The 1,117-nt window shown below is 30.3% G+C and carries 1 protein-coding gene; it reads right to left on the reverse strand.

Annotated features, from left to right (window positions below; all coding sequences use genetic code 11):
* A protein-coding gene (locus HMPREF2897_RS04545) for an IS3 family transposase (protein ID WP_141751283.1) occupies positions 1-1,111 on the reverse strand; the annotation gives its coding sequence in 2 pieces (ribosomal slippage) (positions 1-841 and positions 841-1,111; 1,112 coding nt annotated over the 2 pieces). This gene is flagged as partial in the annotation.
* Positions 1,112-1,117: the final 6 nt, after the last annotated feature.

Genomic DNA, 1,117 nt, shown 5'->3' on the forward strand with positions numbered 1-1,117 from the left:
GATAAGTAGCCTAGTTTTTGTTGAATTCGATTATTATTATAGTTTTTAATGTATTTTTCGACAATATCTATTACAATATGATTAGAGCTATTAAGCTGATTATTGATGTAAAAAGTTTCAGACTTTAGCGAGGAATGAAAACTTTCTATCGGGGCGTTATCAGCAGGTGTTCCCTTTCGGGACATACTTCTGATAATGCCTTTTTCTTCGCATAATTGATAATAAGCATAAGATGTATAAACGCTGCCTTGATCACTATGTAATATACACCCCTCGGGTATATCGATTTGATTTAATGTATCATTAACTAAACTTTGGTCTTGTTTATCATCTATTTTATACGCCACAATTTCTCCGTTATAAATATCCATTATCGAAGATAAATACAACATAGAATGACCAAATGGTAAATAAGTAATATCGGTTGTTAATACTTCCATGGGACAACTCGCTTTAAATTGTCTTTGTAATAAATTGTCAGTTTTATAATACGGTTTACCTATCCTTGTCGTCTTTTTAGGTCTAACTCGGCAGTTCAAATGATGCTTCTGCATAATTCTCTGTACTCTCTTATGATTAATTGGTGATGTATAACATTGATTAATCAGTGCTGTAATCTTACGATAACCGTAGGTATAGTGGTTAGCTTCACATAATTCAATAACTTTTTGTGTTACAGTATCATTTTTATAGGTTTTGTTTTTCCATCGGTAATATGTTGATTTAGGTATGTTTAATACTTCTAGTATCAATTTGATTGAATATTTTACTTTTAATTGATCCACTAAATCTATGACTACTGCTGGTACCACTTCCTTTCCAATGCCTTGTACTTTTTTAAAATATCCAATTCTATATCTTTTCTCTTATTTTCTAATTTTAATCGTTCTATTTCTGACAATTCTTCTAATCCTTTACCGTAGGTATATTGTTTCCCAACGTGTTGTGAAAATCTATAACTTTCCTCATTTCGATACCATCGCCACCAAGTTTCCACTTGTGTTCTATTTTTAATATTTAATTCTTTCATAATTTCTTTTGTCGAAAAACCAGCTATTTTCATTTCAACTGCTTTATACTTTGTTTCTACTGAATAAGAAACTCTTTTCATAGAAAA

It is taken from the genome of Staphylococcus sp. HMSC065D05 (assembly GCF_001813195.1).
Classification (GTDB): Bacteria; Bacillota; Bacilli; order Staphylococcales; family Staphylococcaceae; genus Staphylococcus; species Staphylococcus epidermidis.